A 13912-nucleotide genomic window follows, 5' to 3' on the forward strand; every position below is an offset into this window, starting at 1 on the left:
ACTGACATGGCGATCACCAAACACGGTTCAGCAGTCTGGAAGGGCGGGATCAAGGACGGAAGCGGCACCATCTCCACGGAGACCGGGGCGCTTGATGCACATCCTTACGGGTTTGCGAGCCGCTTTGAAGGCGGCAAAGGCAGCAACCCCGAGGAGCTCATCGCGGCCGCGCATGCTGCCTGCTTCTCCATGGCGCTTTCGCTGATGCTGACCCAGGAAGGGATGGCGCCGGAAGAGCTCGATACCTCCGCAGCCGTCACCATCGAGCAGCAGGGCGAGGGCTTCGCCATCACCTCCAGCCGTCTGACATTGAAGGCAAAAGTGCCTGGGATCGATGAGGCGAAATTCCAGGAGATTGCCGGCAAGGCCAAAGAGGGCTGCCCGGTATCAAAGCTCTTGAATGCCGAAGTCTCGCTTGAGGCTAGTCTCGTTGGTTGACCCGGGCGGATTGACCCTGGAGATCTGACGACGCCGCAGCCTCCGCCCCGAGGCAATGGCTGCGGCGCGTGCCTAAAAGCCGACCGCTTGACCGTCCTTGCGGTGGTCGCTGCCGGCCACATAGCCGTCGGCGAGGCGATGAATGAGCTGCGCACCGCCGAAGCTGAAATCCGCATCCGGCGCGACACGCTCGATCTGATGGCCCATTTTCTTTAGCTCTGCCGCGACCTCGGCGGAGATGCCCGTTTCGAGGGCGACACGACGCCCGGCGATAAAGCGCCAGCGCGGCGCGTCACTCGCCGCTTGCGGGTTCTGTCGCCAAAGCTGCGTGCGTAGGACCATCTGAAGGTGGCCCTGCGCCTGCATCGCGCCGCCCATAACGCCAAAGCTCATGAGAGGGCCTCCTCCTCGCATGAGGAAACCCGGAATGATCGTATGGAAGGGGCGCTTGCCGCCTGCAACCTCGTTCGGGTGACCCGGGGCGAGGACGAAGCCGGAGCCCCGGTTTTGCAGATGGATGCCAGTCTCCGGCACCACTATGCCGGAACCGAAGCCCGCGTAATTTGACTGAATGAAGGAAACCATCCGACCGGCAGCATCGGCGGCGGTGACATAGACCGTTCCGCCCCGCCTCGGTGCGCCGGCGATTGCGTCGGCGGCCCGATCGCGATCGACCAGTGCGGCGCGGGAATCGAGGTAATCGCCGTTGAGAAGAATGTCGGGCGAGATCTCCATATTGGCAGGGTCGCCGACGAAACGATGCGCGTCGGCGAGCGCGAGCTTCATCGCCTCGATTTCAAGATGGAGGGTCTCGGCACTATCGGGATCGAGATTTTCAAGCTTGAGCCGATCCAGAATGCCGAGCGCGATCAGCGCGGCGATGCCTTGTCCGTTTGGCGGGATCTCGTGGAGTTCGGTCCCGCGGAACGGCTGGCTGATCGTCCCGCACCAATCGCAGGCATGGGCGGCGAGATCCTCTTCGTCGAGAACGGCATCATGTTGTCGAGCGAAATCCGCGATCTTGCGGGCGAGCTCGCCGCGATAGAAATCTTCGCCACGACTGTCGGCGATTTTTCTGAGCGATCGGGCGAGGTGCGGATTGCGATAGATTTCGCCGGACCTGGGAACTCGGTCTTCGATGAGGAAGTGGGGAGCGAAGCCGGGTTCGTGACGCAATCTGTCGGCGCCTCGCGACCATTGCAGCGCAATCGACGGCGATACCGCAAACCCCTCTTCGGCATAGGCGATCGCGGGCTCGAAGAGGGCCGTAAAGGGAAGGGCGCCAAAGCGCTCCGACAGAGCGGCCCAGCCCGAGATCGCCCCTGGAACGGTGACGCTTTCCCAACCTTGCTGCGGCATTTCGGAAAGTCCGCGGAAGCGCTCCGACGACCAGGCGCGTGGCGAGCGCCCGGAGGCGTTGAGGCCATGGAGCTCGTTCCCGTCCCAGACGATGGCAAAAGCGTCGGAGCCGAGACCGTTGCCCGTCGGTTCGACCACCGTCAATGTGATCGCTGCCGCAAGTGCTGCATCGATCGCGTTTCCGCCGGCAAGGAGCATACGCAGGCCGGCCTGCGCGGCCAGTGGCTGCGAGGTCGAGACAATGTTGCGCGCCATAATCGGGGTGCGCACGCTGACATAGGGATTGTCGTAAGAAAGGGCCGAGATGGTCGTTCTCCACGGCAGGGAAGCGGCGGGCGCTCGCAAAACTGACAATCTCGCGAGCTTCCTACAGCGACCACGGATCGGCAAGTCGGCCCCCGAGATTCTCGCTTTGCTGTCGGTATCCGAGATGGTGGACAGGAAACTCCATGCTCTGAGGAAGCGTTTGCTGGCAGACGGGACTTTTCGCGGCCCCGCCCAGATCCTATAGAGACGGGAACTGATCCTGCCGCGATGGCATGGAATTCGTCGGTATTCCTGCTAGTCTTCCCTCGAAGCGAGGCTGGAATCGGTGCGGAAGGTTTCGGCAAGGCAAAGGACGGCAGAGACGTATGCAGGCGCGCATCTACAAACCGGCTCGCACGGCGATGAGTTCGGGCCAGGCCAAGACGCACGAATGGATCTTGGAATTCGAGCCGGAAACACCGCGCTCGATCGAGCCCTTGATGGGCTATACCGCCTCAAGTGACATGCGCTCGCAGGTGCGTTTGCGTTTCCCCTCCAAGGAGGAGGCCGTGGCCTATGCGCAGCGCAACAAAATCGTCTACCGCGTCTATGAGCCGAAGGAAAAGAAGCGGGCGACGATCTCCTATTCCGACAATTTCAAATTCAATCGGCAGGTGCCGTGGACCCATTAGGCGCGGTTTTGCGCCTTCCGGCCCCGTAGCTCAGTGGATAGAGCACCGGCCTTCTAAGCCGATGGTCGCAGGTTCGAATCCTGCCGGGGTCGCCATTGATATTTTAGATCACGAAATGTCTCTAACCTGCTGATGTGGCGTAGTTATCGATCTCGTCAGCGCGAGGCTATAGAGCAAGAATCGCCCGGAAATCGTTGACGTTCGTCAGCGTCGGGCCGCTGATGACGAGATCGCCGAGGGCTTCGAAGAAGCCGTAGGCGTCGTTGCGCGCCAGGGCGGCGTGCGGGTCGAGGCCCAGGTTTCTGGCACGTGCCAGCGTATCAGGCGCACAAAGCGCACCGGCATTGTCTTCGGAACCATCGATCCCGTCCGTGTCGCAGGCGAGCGCATAGATCCCCTCTGCGGAATCGAGCGCGATCGCGAGCCCCAAAAGGTATTCCACATTGCGGCCGCCGCGCCCGTCGCCGCGCAGGGTGACGGTCGTCTCTCCACCCGAAAGAAGCACGAAGGGCCGCTCCAACTCGCCCCTGGCAAGCTTGATGCGGGCGAGGCGACCATGCTCGGCGCCGAGTTGCCGGGCTTCGCCTTCAAGGTCGTCTCCAAGAATGAGTGGCGTAACGCCACAATCGCGGGCGATCTTTGCCGCCTCCTCCAAGGAACGTTGCGGCGCTGCGACGAGGCGGAAGGCGCTACGGGAAAGACGCAGGGCACCCGGTTTTGGCGTTTCGGCCTGCGGGCGTGCAAGCCACGCCTCGGCCGCGGCGGGGAGCTCGATGCGGAAACGGGCAAGGACATTGCGTGCATCGGCGAGCGATGTCGGATCGGCGACCGTCGGTCCAGAAGCAATTGCCGCGGGGTCGTCGCCGGGAACATCCGAGATGGCGAGGGTCAAAACCGGAGCGGGCCAGGCCGCGGCCCCCAGGCGACCGCCTTTGACGGCGGAGAGATGCTTGCGCACGCAGTTCATGGCGCCGATCGGGGCACCGGAGGTGAGGAGTGCCCGATTGATCGCCTGCTTGTCGGCAAGGGTCAGGCCGTCCGCCGGAGCACTCAACAAGGCCGAACCGCCTCCCGAGATCAGGGCGATGACGAGATCGTCCTCGGTGAGATCACGGAGAAGATCGAGCATGCGTTTTGCAGCGTTTTCACCTGCGGCGTCCGGGACCGGATGGGCGGCTTCCACGATCTCGATCGATCGGCACGGCACCGCATGGCCGTAGCGTGTCACCACCAGGCCTTCGAGAGGCCCGTCCCAATTGTCTTCCAGGGCTTGCGCCATGGCCGCCGAAGCCTTTCCGGCCCCGATGACGATGGTGCGGCCGGTAGGCGGCGAGGGCAGGTGGGGCGGCAGGCAGGTCACCGGGTCGGCAGCCCGAACTGCCGCGGCAAAAAGCATTCGCAGGAAAGCCTTTGGCTGGGAAAGATTGGGAGCGCTCAACATCGAGATCGCATCGTCGCTGGCCCTTGTCTTTAGCACTGCCGCGCGCGGCGCTTGCGTGCCGGCTCTTGCCGGCTTAGCACCAGCCGCGAATGTTCAAAAGGCGAGACTTCGATGTCTGAGGCTCCGTTGGATGCGCGACGCTCGCGGCTTATCGGCTGGCCAAGCCGCTTTGCGCCCCTTGCGGGACTGATCACGATCCTCGTCGCGATCATCCTGTTCTTGCCCGGCCTGACGGCGCTGCCACCGATCGATCGGGACGAGGCGCGGTTCGTCCAGGCGACGAAGCAGATGCATGAAAGCGGCGATTTCGTCGACATCCATTTCCAGTCGGAACCGCGCTACAAGAAGCCGGTCGGCATCTATTGGCTGCAGGCGGCTGCAACCGCGCCTTTCGGTGGAGCCGAGGCGCCGATCTGGGCCTACAGGATTCCGTCGGCTGTCGGCGCCGTGCTCGCCGTTCTTGCCACCTATCTTGCCGGGCTGTCGTTGTTCGGCCGGCGCGCGGCCTTCATCGGCTCGCTGCTCATGTCCGCCACGATCCTTCTTGGTGTCGAGGCGCGGCTCGCCAAGACCGATGCGGTGCTGCTGGCGCTCACCGTTGTCGCGCAGGCGATCATGGCGCGTGCCTGGATGGGCGGGCGCGGCGAGACAGAAGAAAGTGTCGGACTATCGGCTCCGCCTTCGCGCGAGCCACTTTCCTGGCCGCTCGCGCTCGGATTCTGGATTGCGCTTGGCGTCGGGATCCTGGTCAAGGGCCCGGTCATCGTCATGGTTTGCGGCCTGACGCTGATTTCGTTGATGATCGGCTCGCGCTCGTTCGTCCCGCTCTTGCGGCTGAGGCCATTGCCCGGGCTCGTCGCGATGCTCATCGTGACGCTCCCCTGGTTCGTGGCGATTACGCTCCTCTCCGACGGCGCCTTTTTCGGGGATTCGCTGGGGCATGATTTGATGGCCAAGGTGGCAAGCGGGCAGGAGAGCCACGGCGCGCCTCCGGGAACCTATCTCGGACTTTTCTTCGCGACTGCCTGGCCTCTCACCCCCTTCGCGCTGCTTGCTCTGCCCATGATGATCCGGCAGTGGCGTCACCCTGACATCTTCTTCTGCCTGGTCTGGATCGTGCCGGCGTGGCTCGTCTTCGAGGCCGTGCCGACCAAGCTTCCCCACTACGTCTTGCCGCTTTATCCCGCTTTCGCGCTCCTTGCCGGTGCCGCGATCGCCCGGGGGGCGGTGCTCAGCCGGACCTCGCTGCGGATCATCATCGGGCTGTTGGCAGCGGCCGTTCCGGTCTTCGTCGCCATCGGCATCGTGGTCCTGCCGCTCTATCTGGAGAAACGCCTTCCCGCCGGGGCGGATGTCGCCGCAGTGGCTGCTGCAGTCATGGGGCTTCTCGCCGCGCGAGCGTTGATGAGGGGGCACGACGAGAGGGCCGTGGCCGCCTCGATCCTCTCCGCTGCACTCCTTTATGTCGGTGCTTTCCAGCTTGCCTTTCCGGGTCTCGATGCAATTCGCGTCTCGGAACGAGCCGTCGCTGAAGCCGACGACGTTTCTTCCTGCCCCGATCCGGAGCTGGCGGCTACGGGCTACACCGAACCGAGCCTCGTCTTCTTTGGGGGCACGGATGTCGTTCTCGGCTCCCCGGAAGAGGTTGCGGCATTCCTGCAGAAACCCGGATGTCGCATCGGTCTGGTGGAGGCGCGGCGGGACGCTGAGTTTCACGCATCGGCCGCCGAGACCGGGCTGAAGGTCGTGCGCCGTGGCGAGGTTTCCGGCTACAATTATTCGCGCGGGCGGCCCGTGACGGTCGGCATCTACGAGACGGCTCCGGCTGCCCAATGAGTGATTTCAAGGACCGCTGGAGCCATTCCGCGCGGCAGCATCTCGTGCGTGGACGCGAACGAGCGCTCGCCTTTTCGCGTCTTCTGAACGATAGGCAGCGCGATCGCCGTCATCCGCCATATCGTCCGACCCCGATCGGTTTTCTCAACGGCTTTGTCCTGGTCGGGAGCCTGCTCGTCATTCTTTTTATTCTGGCAGACCCCTATCTGACGTTGTTTCAGGCGACGATGCAGCCAGAGGTGCGCGACGTCCTCGAATTCGTGACCGACATCGGCAAGTCCGACTGGATGCTGATCGCCACCGGCGGGTTTCTCATCTACCAGATTTTTCGGGATATCTCGGTGCATGGGATCAGGCGGCGAGCCGCTGTCGTGCGGGCGTCTGCGACGGCCACCTATCTCTTCGTCTCCGTGCTGGCGGCCGGTCTCATCGTCGTCGTCCTGAAATATGTGATCGGGCGGGCGCGGCCGAAGCTTTTCGACACGGAAGGTCTCGCCGCGTTTCATCCGTTTTCGTTCGATCCAAGCTGGGCGAGTTTCCCGTCTGGGCATGCGACGAATGTCGCCGCACTTGGCGTCGCGCTCGCATTGCTGTTTCCGAAAGCGCGAATCGTCATCCTGACCGGAGCCTTCTGGATCGCCGTCAGCCGTCTTGCGACGCGTTCCCATTATCCGACCGATGTGGTCGCCGGGTTTCTTCTCGGTGGAGCGGTGGCCTGGCTCACCGCACGATTTTTCGCAGAACGCCGTCTCGTCTTTCGCCTGGACGAGGCTGGCCGCATTGAAAGGCGCCATGTGCACCAGAAAGGCACGTCATGACTTCGCCTCTCTCCCCGGAAGTCTCTGTCATCGTCCCGTGTAAGGACGAGGCGGGCAATATCGGGTTTCTGATCGACGAAATCGCAACGGCGCTTTCCGGGCGTCCTTTCGAGATCCTCGTCGTCGATGACGGGTCGCGTGACGGGACCGGTGAAGCCGTCCGCGCAAGCGCACGCCAGCACCCGCAGGTGCGTCTGTTGCGGCATGAGACGAGCGCCGGCCAAAGCGCCGCGATCCGCAGCGCTCTCGAAGCGGCAAAAGGGGATGCCGTCGTCACCATCGACGGAGATGGGCAGAACGACCCCGCTTATATTCCGGCGCTTCTCGATGCGCTCTCAGCCGGTGGCGATCAGGTTGGCCTTGCAGCCGGGCAACGTGTCGGGCGCAAGGCAAGCTTTGCCAAACGCTACGGGTCGCGTATCGCCAACCGGGTGCGGCGGGCATTGCTTGACGACCAGGTGCGGGATACCGGCTGCGGCCTCAAGGCCGTTCGCCGCACGCTGTTCTTGCGACTGCCTTATTTTGATGGTTGGCACCGCTTTTTGCCGGCACTGGTGAGACGCGAAGGCTACGAAATCGCACTCGTCGATGTGGCGGACAGGGAACGGCGGCACGGCACCTCCAAATATGGCATCTTCGATCGCCTCTGGGTCGGTATTGCCGATCTTTTCGGGGTGTGGTGGTTGGCCAGCCGGCGCAAGGTGCGTCCGCAGCTGAGCGAGGAGAAACTGGATGAGTGAGGTGTGGAACTGGATCCACGAGGTCTTTGTCGAGCAGTTCAGTCTGTGGATCGCGCTCGGCTTCGTCGCCCAGTTCATGTTCATGATGCGCTTCGTCATCCAATGGCTGGCGAGCGAAAGGGCAGGGAGGTCCGTCGTTCCCGTCGCCTTCTGGTTCTTCTCAGTCTTTGGCGGGTTCCTGCTCTTTATCTATGCGCTGCATCGGCAAGACCCCGTCTTCATCCTCGGTCAGGGGCTCGGCCTTTTCATCTATTTCCGCAACTTGTGGCTGATTTTTCGCGAAGAGAAATCACCCATGAACAGTGCCGGCTGAGACGCTCTCAGCCGGCCTGCCATTCACTCGTTCCGTGGCCTGAGATCGATCAGGCCGCGATCGCCGCAAGAGCCTGCTCAAGGTCTGCGATCTGGTCTTCGACGGCCTCCAGGCCGATCTGAAGACGGATCACCGGGCCTGCCTGCCAGGTTGTGACGCTTCGCGTCTCCCGCAGTTCCGCCAGGGTGGCCAGGCTCTCGAACCCGCCCCAGGAGAAGCCGAGGCCGAAGAGACGCAGGGCGTTCAGGAAGGTCGCGGCTTCGTCTTCGGTGCCGGCGAGCTCAAAGGCGAAGAGCCCGCTCGAGCGACCGAAATAGCGCTTCCAATTGTCATGCCCGGGACAGCTTTCCATCGCGGGGTGGAGAAGTCGGGCGACCTTCGGTTGGTTCGCCAGCCATTTCGCAACCTCAAGGGTCTGACCTTCGTGCTGATCCATGCGCAGCTTCATCGTGCGCAGGCCGCGCATGGCGAGGTAGATCTCGTCGGGACCCGCCTGGACGCCAAGATTGGCGTGCGTTGCGGAGAGTTTCGGCCACATCCTTTCACTGGCGCTGATCGAGCCGATGAGCACGTCGGCATGGCCGCCGACATATTTGGTGCCCGCCTGAATGGAGAGGTCGAAGCCTTCGGCGATCGGCTTGTAGAGAAGCGGCGTTGCCCATGTGTTGTCGATCATCGTGACCGCGCCGGCGGCTTTGGCGAGTTCGAGCGTCGCGCCGAGATCCGGAACTTCGAAGGTGAGCGAACCAGGAGCTTCGACGAAGACTGCGTTCGCTCCGCCCTCGAGACCCGACTTCAGAGTCTCGAGATCCATCGGATCGTAATAGCTTGTCCTCATCCCCCAACGCTTCAATGTCTGGTTGCAGAAACGTCGGGTCGGCCCATAGACGTTGTCCGGCACGAGGATCTCTTCTCCGGCCGAGAGTGCCGACAAGATCGCCACCGTGACCGCGGCGAGGCCCGAAGGGACGAGGACCGTTCCGGCGGCCTCTTCGAGTTCGGTCCAGACCTCGTTGAAGGCCTCGATCGTCGGCGTGTTCATTAGACCATAGGCGTAGCGGCTCTCGCGCCGGCCTTTCATCTCGTCCACGTCATTGAAGAGAACGGTCGATGCCCGAACCAGAGGCGGATTGATGAAGCCGTGAAATTCCTTGGGGTGGCGGCCGCCGTGGGTGACGAGAGTTGCCGCTTTGCGGGGGGTGTTGGACATGCCTGTCCGGGCCTTGTTTTCACTCATGCGGATCTCCGCGTCATTTGATCGCCTCTCGAAATTGCCTCTGTTTGCCTCAGACGACCGCAGGGTCGCAGGCTTGACCGGGGCCAGTAGATAGCTTTCGATGGCCGCATGGACGGGGTTGCGTCAAGCGGCGTCTGGCAGGGAAGAGCGAGGCGGGTCTGCTTCGCTTTGGATGCATGACTGCAAATCACCGTTCTAAGAACCAAACCGGTGAACAGGAATCGTCATATGAAGAAATCCATCGTACCGCTCGTAGCCGGAGCGGCCCTCGCTGTGACGGCCGTCTCCGCGTCTGCGGCGACGCTCGACGACGTGAAGGCCAAAGGCTCCGTGCAATGCGGCGTGAGCCAAGGTCTTCCTGGCTTTTCGAACCCCGATGCCCAGGGCAATTGGTCCGGCCTCGACGTGGACACGTGCAAGGCGATCGCCGCCGCAATTTTCGGCAATGGTGATGCCGCGAAGTTCACGCCTCTTTCGGCGAAAGAGCGCTTTACCGCTCTTCAGTCCGGCGAAGTCGACGTTCTCACGCGCAACACCACCTGGACGATGTCGCGCGATACCGATCTCGGGCTGAATTTCACCGGGGTGAACTATTACGACGGCCAGGGCTTCATGGTGCCGAAGGATCTCGGCGTGTCATCGGCTCTGGAGCTTTCGGGCGCCAGCGTCTGCACCAACACCGGCACCACGACCGAACTCAATGTCGCGGATTATTTCCGCAGCCATGACATGGATTACGAAGTGGTCGCCTTCGAGAAGGCCGACGAGGTCGTGGCCGCCTACGATGCCGGCCGCTGCGATGTCTACACGACCGATCAGTCGGGCCTTTACGCCCAGAAGCTGAAACTCACCAATCCGGATGACCACGTCATTCTGCCGGAGATCATCTCCAAAGAGCCGCTCGGCCCGGCCGTTCGCCAGGGCGACGACCAGTGGTTCAACGTCGTCAAGTGGACGCTGTTTGCGCTCATCAACGCCGAGGAGCTCGGTGTCACGCAGGACAACGTCGACGAGATGAAGAACTCCGATAATCCCTCGATCAAGCGCCTTCTCGGGACGGAAGGTTCGTTCGGCGAGTCGATTGGTCTCGACAAAGAGTGGGCGGTGAACGCGATCAAGGCCGTGGGCAATTACGGCGAGATGTTCGACCGCAATGTCGGCCCGGATACGGAGCTTGGCATCGACCGCGGGTTGAACAAGCTCTGGAGCGACGGCGGCCTGCAGTACGCGCCGCCGGTCCGCTAAGAATAAACATGGGCCCGGCCGAGCGATCGGCCGGGCCCCTTGCCATCAAACCGGGCGCTCACGATCCGGGGTGGCATGGAACCTGCTAGCCGAGGGGACATGGCTGTTCAGGACGTATTGCCGAGCCGCAAAGGCTCGAGTGGATTTTCTGCACTCAACGATCAGCGCGTGCGTGGGGCGATTTTTCAGGTTCTCCTGATCGTCGCCATCGTGAGTTTCGCCTGGTGGATCATCCACAACACCGCCGCCAATTTGCGGGCACAAGGCATCGGTTTCGGCTTCGGCATCTTGCGGGATTCGGCCGGTTTCCAGATCAATCAGACATTGATCGACTATCAGGAAACCTCGTCCTACGTCCGCGTCTACTTCGTCGGGCTGCTCAACACGCTGCTTGTGTCTTTCATTGGCGTGATCCTCGCTACGATCATCGGTTTTATCGTCGGGATCTCTCGCCTTTCCAAGAACTGGGTCGTGGCGCGGGCGGCCTATGTCTACATCGAAGTGTTGCGGAACATTCCGCTGCTGTTGCAGATCTTCATCTGGTATTTCGCAGTGCTGCGGCTCTTGCCGGCCAAGCGCGATGCGATCGATCTCGGACCCTTCGGGCTTCTCAACATCGCGGGCTGGTACGCGCCCAGTCCAGTTCTTGGGCGGGGCTTCGCGCTCGTGGTGGCTGCATTGGTCATAGGCATCGTCGCGACTTTCGTTCTTCGCGCCTGGGCAAGGCGGCGGCAGATGGCGACCGGCGAGATCTTCCCGCTCTTCCGCGTGGCGCTCGCTCTCATCGTAGGGTTGCCCCTCATTGCCTATTTTGTAGCCGGCTTCACGTTCGCCAATCCGCCATTCTCTTTGGAATATCCGACCCCGGGCAATTTCGGCCCGCGTGGCGGACTGCGTGTCTTTCCCGAATTCATCGGGCTTTTGATGGCGCTCAGCTTCTATACGGCGTCCTTTATCGCGGAGATCGTGCGCGCGGGGATTCTCGCTGTGCCGAATGGCCAGACAGAGGCATCTTATTCGCTCGGATTGCGGCCCGGTCACACTTTGCGGCTGGTGGTCATCCCGCAAGCCATGCGCGTGATCATACCACCGCTGACGAGCCAGTATCTCAATCTGACGAAGAACTCTTCGCTTGCCGTCGCGATCGCCTATCCGGATCTCGTCTCGGTTTTCGCAGGGACTGCGCTCAACCAGACGGGGCGCGCCGTGGAGTTCATTCTCATCACCATGGCGACCTATCTGACGATCTCGCTTGTGACCTCGCTCTTCATGAACTGGTACAACCGCAGCGTCGCGCTGGTGGAGCGCTGAGCCATGTCCGATATCCAATCCCAAACCGACCTCGTTTTTGTCCGCGACGAGATGCTGTCACAGGCTTCGCCGCCGCATCGCGAGAGAGGGCTCGTGGGCTGGCTGCGCAAAAATCTCTTCTCGAGCTGGTCGAACACCCTTTTGACGTTGATCGCGCTTTACGTGATCTGGATCGTCGTCCCGCCACTTGTCGATTTCGCCTTGGTTCAGGCCGTATGGTCCGGCGACAGCCGCGATGTCTGCACCACGATCAACCAGGGCGGCATCCAACCGAACGGATGGTTCGGGGCCTGCTGGCCATATGTGAAAGACTATTTTGCCCAGTTCATTTATGGGCGTTATCCGCTGGAGGAGCGTTGGCGGGTCAACATCGTCTTTGCTCTCTTCGTCATTGGCGTCGTGCCGCTCCTCATTCCGACGGCACCCTTCAAGAGCATGAACCTGATCTATATGGCCGTCGTCTTTCCAGTCGCGGCACTCCTGCTTTTGACCGGCGGCCACATGGAATTCGCGGGCATGATCGGCATCGGGCGCGAGCTTGCGCCGCTCGGCAGCGGGCTCGATTTCTGGATCGAATATGCGCTTTTGACCCTGATCGTGCTCGGGATCGCTTATGCGTGGGCGCGAGGAACCGGAGCACCGGCTGGTGGACTTTTGAAGCTCGTCCTCACGATTATGCTCGCGCTTGCTGCGGTCATCTTCGTGCTCAGCCTCGATCTTGGGCTTGAGTTCGTTCCGACATCCATCTGGGGCGGATTGCTCGTCACCCTGGTGATCGCCATCACGGGTATTGCCGCCTCGTTGCCGCTTGGCATCGTGCTCGCTCTCGGTCGCCGATCCGACATGCCTATCGTGCGTTTCGTCTGCGTCGTCTTTATCGAATTCTGGCGCGGCGTTCCCTTGATCACCGTCTTGTTCATGTCCTCGGTGATGTTGCCGCTGTTTCTGCCGGAGGGTGTTTCCTTCGACAAGCTCCTGCGGGCGCTGATCGGTGTGGCATTGTTCTCGGCCGCCTATATGGCCGAGGTCATCCGCGGCGGACTGCAGGCGATCCCGAAAGGGCAGTACGAGGGCGCGGACGCGGTCGGTCTTGCCTATTGGCAAAAAATGCGGCTCATCATTCTGCCGCAGGCGCTGACGCTCGTCATCCCGGGCATCGTCAACACCTTCATCGGTCTTTTCAAGGACACGACCCTCGTCTTGATCATCGGCCTGTTCGACTTTCTCGGCCAGATCCAGTCGAGCTTTACCGACCCCAGCTGGTCGACGCCGGTTCAGGCGACGACCGCCTATTTCTTTGCGGCCTGCGTCTACTGGATTTTCTGTTTTTCCATGTCACGGTATTCGATCTTCACCGAAAACCGTCTTCGCACTGGCCATGCGCGTTAGGAGCCCCTTTAATGAGTGATACCGAGACAAGCGCCCCCGTCTCCGCAGAAGAGAACGGTGCGGCCGACATGATGGATGTGAATGCCGGTCCGGCTGTGGAGATGCGCGGCGTCAACAAATGGTTCGGCGAGTTCCATGTGTTGCGCGACATCAATCTGAATGTGCGCCGCGGCGAGCGCATCGTGGTCTGCGGCCCTTCGGGCTCTGGCAAGTCGACTATGATCCGCTGCATCAATCGGCTCGAAGAGCATCAGAAGGGCGACATCATCGTCGACGGCATCGAGCTCACCAACGACCTGAAGAAGATCGACGAGATTCGTCGTGAGGTCGGCATGGTGTTCCAGCACTTCAATCTCTTCCCGCATCTCACGATCTTGGAGAATTGCACGCTGGCGCCGATCTGGGTGCGCAAGATGCCCAAGCGCGAGGCCGAAGAGGCGGCGATGCATTATCTGGAGCGGGTGAAGATCCCGGAGCAGGCCAACAAATATCCAGGACAGCTCTCAGGCGGCCAGCAGCAGCGTGTGGCGATTGCCCGCGCTTTGTGCATGAACCCGCGCATCATGCTCTTTGACGAGCCGACCTCCGCCCTTGATCCGGAGATGATCAAAGAGGTGCTCGACGTGATGGTCGATCTCGCCAAATCCGGCATGACCATGCTCGTCGTCACGCATGAGATGGGCTTTGCGCGCCAGGTGGCGAACCGGGTCATCTTCATGGATGCCGGTCAGATCGTCGAACAGAACGAGCCCGAGCAGTTCTTCACGAATCCTCAGCACGACCGCACCAAGCTCTTCCTGTCGCAAATCCTGCACTGATTGTCGGCAGGGGCGATTGATTATCGGCC

Annotated in this window: 13 protein-coding genes and 1 tRNA gene; 11 read left to right on the forward strand and 3 right to left on the reverse strand. The window is 61.8% G+C overall.

All coding sequences use genetic code 11. From position 1 onward, the window contains the following. The first annotated feature begins 6 nt into the window (after window positions 1-6). The gene (locus J2R99_RS14335) at window positions 7-438 is read left to right on the forward strand and encodes an OsmC family protein (RefSeq protein ID WP_307155092.1); all 432 of its coding nucleotides are present in this window, start codon (window positions 7-9) and stop codon (window positions 436-438) included. A 72-nt stretch (window positions 439-510) separates the two neighbouring features. Here the strand turns inward: J2R99_RS14335 and J2R99_RS14340 are convergent, their stop codons facing one another. Next, on the reverse strand, window positions 511-2052 hold the full coding sequence (locus tag J2R99_RS14340; protein ID WP_307155726.1) for a gamma-glutamyltransferase family protein: 1542 nt from the start codon (window positions 2050-2052) through the stop codon (window positions 511-513). A gap of 377 nt (window positions 2053-2429) precedes the next feature. Here J2R99_RS14340 and J2R99_RS14345 point away from each other — a divergent pair, with 377 nt between their 5' ends. Both J2R99_RS14345 and J2R99_RS14350 read left to right on the forward strand, forming a co-directional pair. Further along, the gene (locus tag J2R99_RS14345) at window positions 2430-2735 is read left to right on the forward strand and encodes an ETC complex I subunit (protein WP_307155093.1); all 306 of its coding nucleotides are present in this window, start codon (window positions 2430-2432) and stop codon (window positions 2733-2735) included. Between the two features lie 19 nt (window positions 2736-2754). After that, window positions 2755-2830 (forward strand) — tRNA-Arg (locus J2R99_RS14350). A 71-nt stretch (window positions 2831-2901) separates the two neighbouring features. Here the strand turns inward: J2R99_RS14350 and J2R99_RS14355 are convergent. Continuing rightward, window positions 2902-4131, reverse strand: coding sequence for a glycerate kinase type-2 family protein (locus J2R99_RS14355; RefSeq protein ID WP_307155094.1), 1230 nt, complete (start codon window positions 4129-4131; stop codon window positions 2902-2904). Between the two features lie 156 nt (window positions 4132-4287). Here J2R99_RS14355 and J2R99_RS14360 point away from each other — a divergent pair, with 156 nt between their 5' ends. The 4 genes from J2R99_RS14360 to J2R99_RS14375 are packed head-to-tail and all read left to right on the forward strand — an operon-like array spanning window position 4288 to window position 7883. Continuing rightward, window positions 4288-6012 (forward strand): ArnT family glycosyltransferase, encoded by a 1725-nt coding sequence (locus J2R99_RS14360; protein WP_307155095.1) that lies wholly within the window; start codon window positions 4288-4290, stop codon window positions 6010-6012. Beyond that, window positions 6009-6830, forward strand: coding sequence for a phosphatase PAP2 family protein (locus J2R99_RS14365; RefSeq protein ID WP_307155096.1), 822 nt, complete (start codon window positions 6009-6011; stop codon window positions 6828-6830). The genes J2R99_RS14360 and J2R99_RS14365 overlap by 4 nt, the downstream gene beginning before the upstream one ends. After that, window positions 6827-7570, forward strand: a complete 744-nt coding sequence (locus J2R99_RS14370) for a glycosyltransferase family 2 protein (protein ID WP_307155097.1) — start codon at window positions 6827-6829, stop codon at window positions 7568-7570. Before J2R99_RS14365 ends, J2R99_RS14370 begins: the two co-directional genes overlap by 4 nt. Further along, window positions 7563-7883 (forward strand): lipid-A-disaccharide synthase N-terminal domain-containing protein, encoded by a 321-nt coding sequence (locus J2R99_RS14375; protein ID WP_307155098.1) that lies wholly within the window; start codon window positions 7563-7565, stop codon window positions 7881-7883. The genes J2R99_RS14370 and J2R99_RS14375 overlap by 8 nt, the downstream gene beginning before the upstream one ends. Window positions 7884-7932: 49 nt before the next feature. On the opposite strand, the gene metC is transcribed toward J2R99_RS14375, so the two are convergent. Then, complete coding sequence (metC, locus tag J2R99_RS14380; RefSeq protein WP_307155099.1) at window positions 7933-9120, reverse strand: cystathionine beta-lyase; 1188 nt, start codon at window positions 9118-9120, stop codon at window positions 7933-7935. 228 nt (window positions 9121-9348) lie between these two features. On the opposite strand from metC, the gene J2R99_RS14385 reads away from it, so the two are divergent. From J2R99_RS14385 to J2R99_RS14400, 4 genes are all read left to right on the forward strand, one after another. After that, entirely contained in the window at window positions 9349-10365 is a 1017-nt protein-coding gene (locus J2R99_RS14385) for an amino acid ABC transporter substrate-binding protein (protein WP_307155100.1), read from the forward strand. Window positions 10366-10464: 99 nt separating this feature from the next. Continuing rightward, complete coding sequence (locus J2R99_RS14390; protein ID WP_307155101.1) at window positions 10465-11676, forward strand: amino acid ABC transporter permease; 1212 nt, start codon at window positions 10465-10467, stop codon at window positions 11674-11676. Between the two features lie 3 nt (window positions 11677-11679). Beyond that, complete coding sequence (locus tag J2R99_RS14395) at window positions 11680-13065, forward strand: amino acid ABC transporter permease (protein ID WP_307155102.1); 1386 nt, start codon at window positions 11680-11682, stop codon at window positions 13063-13065. A 68-nt stretch (window positions 13066-13133) separates the two neighbouring features. Beyond that, window positions 13134-13883 (forward strand): amino acid ABC transporter ATP-binding protein, encoded by a 750-nt coding sequence (locus J2R99_RS14400; RefSeq protein WP_370872420.1) that lies wholly within the window; start codon window positions 13134-13136, stop codon window positions 13881-13883. Window positions 13884-13912 lie beyond the last annotated feature (29 nt).

The sequence above is a fragment of the Rhodopseudomonas julia genome (assembly GCF_030813515.1).
Lineage (GTDB): Bacteria > Pseudomonadota > Alphaproteobacteria > Rhizobiales > Afifellaceae > Afifella > Afifella julia.

Excerpts from the sequence above, each read along its gene's own strand:
- J2R99_RS14370 (WP_307155097.1), top strand. The coding sequence starts at position 6,827 with ATGACTTCGCCTCTCTCCCCGGAAGTCTCTGTCATCGTCCCGTGTAAG.
- J2R99_RS14340 (WP_307155726.1), bottom strand. The coding sequence starts at position 2,052 with ATGGCGCGCAACATTGTCTCGACCTCGCAGCCACTGGCCGCGCAGGCC.
- J2R99_RS14335 (WP_307155092.1), top strand. The coding sequence starts at position 7 with ATGGCGATCACCAAACACGGTTCAGCAGTCTGGAAGGGCGGGATCAAG.
- J2R99_RS14365 (WP_307155096.1), top strand. The coding sequence starts at position 6,009 with ATGAGTGATTTCAAGGACCGCTGGAGCCATTCCGCGCGGCAGCATCTC.
- J2R99_RS14400 (WP_370872420.1), top strand. The coding sequence starts at position 13,134 with ATGATGGATGTGAATGCCGGTCCGGCTGTGGAGATGCGCGGCGTCAAC.
- J2R99_RS14360 (WP_307155095.1), top strand. The coding sequence starts at position 4,288 with ATGTCTGAGGCTCCGTTGGATGCGCGACGCTCGCGGCTTATCGGCTGG.
- J2R99_RS14390 (WP_307155101.1), top strand. The coding sequence starts at position 10,465 with ATGGCTGTTCAGGACGTATTGCCGAGCCGCAAAGGCTCGAGTGGATTT.
- J2R99_RS14395 (WP_307155102.1), top strand. The coding sequence starts at position 11,680 with ATGTCCGATATCCAATCCCAAACCGACCTCGTTTTTGTCCGCGACGAG.
- metC (WP_307155099.1), bottom strand. The coding sequence starts at position 9,120 with ATGAGTGAAAACAAGGCCCGGACAGGCATGTCCAACACCCCCCGCAAA.
- J2R99_RS14385 (WP_307155100.1), top strand. The coding sequence starts at position 9,349 with ATGAAGAAATCCATCGTACCGCTCGTAGCCGGAGCGGCCCTCGCTGTG.
- J2R99_RS14355 (WP_307155094.1), bottom strand. The coding sequence starts at position 4,131 with ATGCTTTTTGCCGCGGCAGTTCGGGCTGCCGACCCGGTGACCTGCCTG.
- J2R99_RS14375 (WP_307155098.1), top strand. The coding sequence starts at position 7,563 with ATGAGTGAGGTGTGGAACTGGATCCACGAGGTCTTTGTCGAGCAGTTC.
- J2R99_RS14345 (WP_307155093.1), top strand. The coding sequence starts at position 2,430 with ATGCAGGCGCGCATCTACAAACCGGCTCGCACGGCGATGAGTTCGGGC.